Raw genomic sequence first — 4329 nt, 5'->3', positions numbered from 1 at the left:
CAGCGGCGTACAGATCAGCGGACGGGCCACGGCGCATCTCACCGACTGCGATGTGCACCGTACGACCGCGGACGGGGTCACGCTCGACACGGACGCCGTGCTGACCCTCGCGGACTGCCGCATCCACGACATCCCGGAAAACGCGGTGGACCTGCGCTCGCGCTCCGTCCTCACACTGACCCGCACGACGGTACGGCAGTTCGGGCGCAACGGGCTGTCGGTGTGGGACCCGGGCACACGCGTGGACGCCAACCAGTGCGAGATCTTCGACAGCACCGGCGACTACCCCGCGGTCTGGGTCAGCGACGGCGCGACGGCGGTGCTGGAGTCCTGCCGGGTGCACGACGTGCCGGACGCGCTGTTCGTGCTCGACCGGGGCTCACGCGCGGATGTCGTCGACAGCGATCTGTCGCAGGTGCGGAACACGGCCGTGTCGGTGAGCGACGGAGCGACGGCACAGCTCGACGACTGCCGGATCCGGGACGCGGCGACGGGCGCCTGGTTCCGCGACCACGGCAGCGGCGGCACCCTCAACGGCTGCACCGTGGACGGCACCCAGACCGGCGTGATCGTCACCAAGGGCGCGGACCCCACCATCGAGCGCTGCACGGTCACCTCGCCCGCCGAGGCGGGCTTCTATGTCTCGGCCGAGGGCCGCGGCAGCTTCCTCAACTGCCGGGTGACCGGCAGCGGCGGCTACGGCTTCCACATCATCGACGGCTGCCGGGCGACCCTGCGCAGGTGCCGTACGGAGCGCTGCGCACGCGGCGGTTACGAGTTCGCGGACGGCGGCCCCGGCACCGCGGGCGGCGGTCCCGTGGTCGAGGACTGCACCAGCGACGAGAGCGCGGGAGTACGGCCCCCGTCGGCGACGCAGGAGACGGTCGCGCAGACCACCGCCCACTCCCCCGGTCTGCTGGGCTCGGTCCCGGCGCAGCGGACCGTCGAGCAGCGGCCCGTCACCACCGCGCCCGCCGCCGAGCCCGAGAAGCCGGCGCGGACGTCGAAGGCCGTACTCGGTGAACTCGACGCGCTGGTGGGCCTGGACAGCGTCAAGCGCGAGGTGCGCGCCCTCACCGACATGATCGAGGTGGGCCGCCGCCGCCAACAGGCCGGCCTCAAGGCGGCGTCCGTCAAACGGCACCTGGTCTTCACGGGCTCCCCCGGCACCGGCAAGACCACGGTCGCCCGTCTCTACGGCGAGATCCTGGCCTCGCTCGGCGTCCTGGAGAAGGGTCACCTCGTCGAGGTGTCCCGCGTCGACCTGGTCGGCGAGCACATCGGCTCCACCGCCATCCGCACCCAGGAGGCCTTCGAACGGGCCCGTGGCGGTGTCCTGTTCATCGACGAGGCGTACGCGCTGTCGCCGGAGGACTCGGGCCGGGACTTCGGCAAGGAGGCCATCGACACCCTGGTGAAGCTGATGGAGGACCACCGGGACGCGGTCGTGGTGATCGTCGCGGGCTACACCGCCGAGATGGAGCGGTTCCTCACCGTCAACCCCGGTGTGGCCTCCCGCTTCTCACGGACCATCACCTTCGACGACTACGTCCCCGAGGAACTGCTGCGCATCGTGGAGCAGCAGGCCGAGGAGCACGAGTACCGGCTGGCGCCGGGCGCGGGCGAGGCGCTGCTGAAGTACTTCACGGCGATCCCGAAGGGCCCCGCCTTCGGCAACGGCCGTACCGCGCGCCAGACCTTCGAGGCGATGGTGGAACGCCACGCGGGCCGGGTCGCCCAGGTCGCCGAACCGAGCACGGACGACCTGACGTTGCTGTACGAGGAGGACCTGCCGGAGCTGCCGTAGCCGGTGTGGCTGGGGTGAACCCCCGGGGGCAAACCCCACCAAGGGTGGGGCGGCGGCCGGATGGGGCGGGAGTGGTCCGGCGGACAGCATGGTCGGCATGACGCATCGCACTCGACGAGCCTTGGTCCTCGCCCTCTCCGTCTCGGCCGCCGCCACCGCGCTGACAGCGGTCACCGGCCCCGCCGCCTCCGCCTCCCCCACCCTCGGCTGGCGCCCCTGCGCGCAGCCCAACGGTCCCGCCGGGCAGGAGTGCGCCGAGCTGTCGGTGCCGCTCGACTACCGCGATCCGGACGGCCCCCGACTCACCCTCGCCGTCTCCCGGTTGCGCAGCGAGCGTCCCGAGGAGCGGCGCGGCACCCTGCTGGTGATCCCCGGCGGACCGGGCGGCTCCGGCGTCAAACGGCTGACCCAGCAGGGCGACGCGCTGCGCCGGGAACTGGGCGGCACGTACGACATCGTCAGCTTCGATCCGCGGGGCGTGGGCGGCAGTACGCGGGCGAGCTGCGGGCTCCCCGCCGACGACCGGCATCTGGTGACTCTGCGCTCCTGGCCCGCCCCGGACGGCTCCATCGCCGAGAACGTGGCCCGCTCCCGCCGTACCGCCGAGGCCTGTGCGACGAACGGCGGGGCGGTGCTGCGCAGCTTCACCACCGCCAACGAGGTGCGCGACATCGACCGTTTCCGGCAGGCGTTGGGCGAGGAGCGGCTGTCGACGTTCGCGGTGTCGTACGGGACGTATGTGGGCGCCCTGTACGCGCAGAAGTACCCGGAGCGGACCGACCGCCTGGTGTTGGACAGCAACGACGACCCCGATCCGCGCCGGGTCGCGCGGCGCTGGCTGGCGAACATGGCGCGGGGCGCGGAGGACCGCTTCCCGGACTTCGCGGCCTGGGCCGCCGCCCCGGCCCGGGACGCGGAGGGCCTGCGGCTCGCCGAGAAACCGCAGGACGTACGACCGCTGTTCCTGTCCCTGGCGGCCGAGTTGGACCGCGCGCCACGGGAGACGACCACCGCGGGCGTGCCGCTCACCGGCAACCGGCTGCGGCAGGCGATGCAGACCACCCTGTACGACGACACCTCGTTCGACGAACTCGCCCGGCTGATACGGCAGGCCCAGGACCCGAAGGCGACGCCGGTTCTCACTCCTGATGTGGCCGGGCCGATGGGCGACGAGGACGCGGCGGTGACCATGGCGGTGATCTGCAACGACGTACGCTGGCCCAGCTCGGTCGCAGCGCACCGGCGGGCGGTGGCCGTGGACCGCGCCCGGCATCCGCTGACGGCCGGGATGCCGGTGAACATCACGCCGTGCTCGTTCTGGAAGGACGCGCCGGTCGAGAAGCCGACCCGGATCACGGACGACGGTCCGTCCAACGTCCTCATGGTCCAGTACCGCAGGGATCCCACCACGCCTCACTCCGGCGCCATGAGGATGCGGGCCGCCCTCGGCGACCGGGCCCGGCTCGTCACGGTGGAACGTGGTGGCCACGGGGTCTATTTGGACGCCGACAACGCGTGCGGGGACCGGGTGGTGACCGCGTTCCTGCGCACGGGAGAGCGGCCGGAGCGGGATGTGTCGTGCACCGAGGAATGATCCCGGCGTCAGCCGGCTAGTTCTGCCTGGGGCTCGGGACCTCCGGGCCGATGCGCGCCAGCAGTCGTTGCCGTTCGTGGGCGAAGGCCGGGTCGGCCTGGTACTCGGAGTGGCCGAGGATCGGGGCGGGCAGCGGGTGGTGGGCGGTGCGGCCGTAGGCGAGGGGGTCCTTCAGCGGGGCGGCGTCGACCTTCGGGCCGCGGTCGCCCGGCAGGTGTACGGGGCCTCCGATCGGGTCGGTGAGGCGGTACAGGTTGCGCCAGCAGTCCACCTCGCGGTGCAGCGAGGCCAGGGCCGTCGGGCCGAAGTGTGCCGGGAACCAGCGGCCGTACAGCCGCTCCAGTGGTGAGCCGTAGGTGAGCAGTGCGACCCGGCTGCGCACCGACGGCGTCAACTGCCAGGCCGCGGCTGCCGCGAGGACGCTGCCCTGGGAGTGCCCGGAGATCACCAGGCGTCCGCCCGTGGTGCGGGTCCAGGTGGCCATCCGCCAGGTCAGGTCGGGCACGGCGCGCTCCGCGTAGCAGGGCGGGGCGAAGGGGTGGGCGGCGCGGGGCCAGAACGTGCCCACGTCCCAGAGGATGCCGATCGTGCGGCGTGCCGAGGCGTCCTTGTAGGCGCGGCGGCCCCAGGTGACGAACAGCAGGAAGCCGACGCCTGTCAGCCAGGAACCGAGTGCCTGTGCGGTGTGGGCTGCGCCGGCGACGAAGGCGGGCGTATGGCGGGCCGCCCTCGCCGGTGTCTCGCCGGTTGCGATCGCGCCGACGAGTGCTGCGGCGCCGAGGAGCAGCGTCACGGTGGAGATGACACCGATGATGCGCGGTGCTCGGTCGGTCAACGCCGCCATGGCGCGTGCGCGTGCGATGCGGCGGGTGCGGGCCGGGTCTGTGGACTCGTGCTCCTCGTTCGGGGGGTGAACGGGTCGCGCATA

General features: G+C 72.7%; 2 protein-coding genes and 1 pseudogene. 2 read left to right on the top strand and 1 reads right to left on the bottom strand.

Going from position 1 to position 4329, the window contains the following annotated elements:
- Both STRIP9103_RS30180 and STRIP9103_RS30175 read left to right on the top strand, forming a co-directional pair.
- The coding region (locus STRIP9103_RS30180; RefSeq protein ID WP_009326760.1) for a right-handed parallel beta-helix repeat-containing protein at nt 1-1807 on the top strand (1807 nt) is incomplete at its 5' end.
- 88 nt (nt 1808-1895) lie between these two features.
- Nucleotides 1896-3401 (top strand): alpha/beta hydrolase, encoded by a 1506-nt coding sequence (locus STRIP9103_RS30175; protein ID WP_009326758.1) that lies wholly within the window; start codon nt 1896-1898, stop codon nt 3399-3401.
- A 16-nt stretch (nt 3402-3417) separates the two neighbouring features.
- Here STRIP9103_RS30175 and STRIP9103_RS30170 read toward each other — a convergent pair.
- A pseudogene (locus STRIP9103_RS30170) lies at nt 3418-4329 on the bottom strand (hypothetical protein); the annotation flags it as partial.

Origin of the sequence: Streptomyces ipomoeae 91-03 (assembly GCF_000317595.1) — a bacterium.
Taxonomy (GTDB): domain Bacteria; phylum Actinomycetota; class Actinomycetes; order Streptomycetales; family Streptomycetaceae; genus Streptomyces; species Streptomyces ipomoeae.
This window is presented reverse-complemented; position numbering and strand designations above follow the sequence as displayed.

Bases quoted from the DNA above. Each gene is read 5' to 3' on its own strand.
- STRIP9103_RS30175 (WP_009326758.1), top strand. From the start codon at position 1,896: ATGGTCGGCATGACGCATCGCACTCGACGAGCCTTGGTCCTCGCCCTC.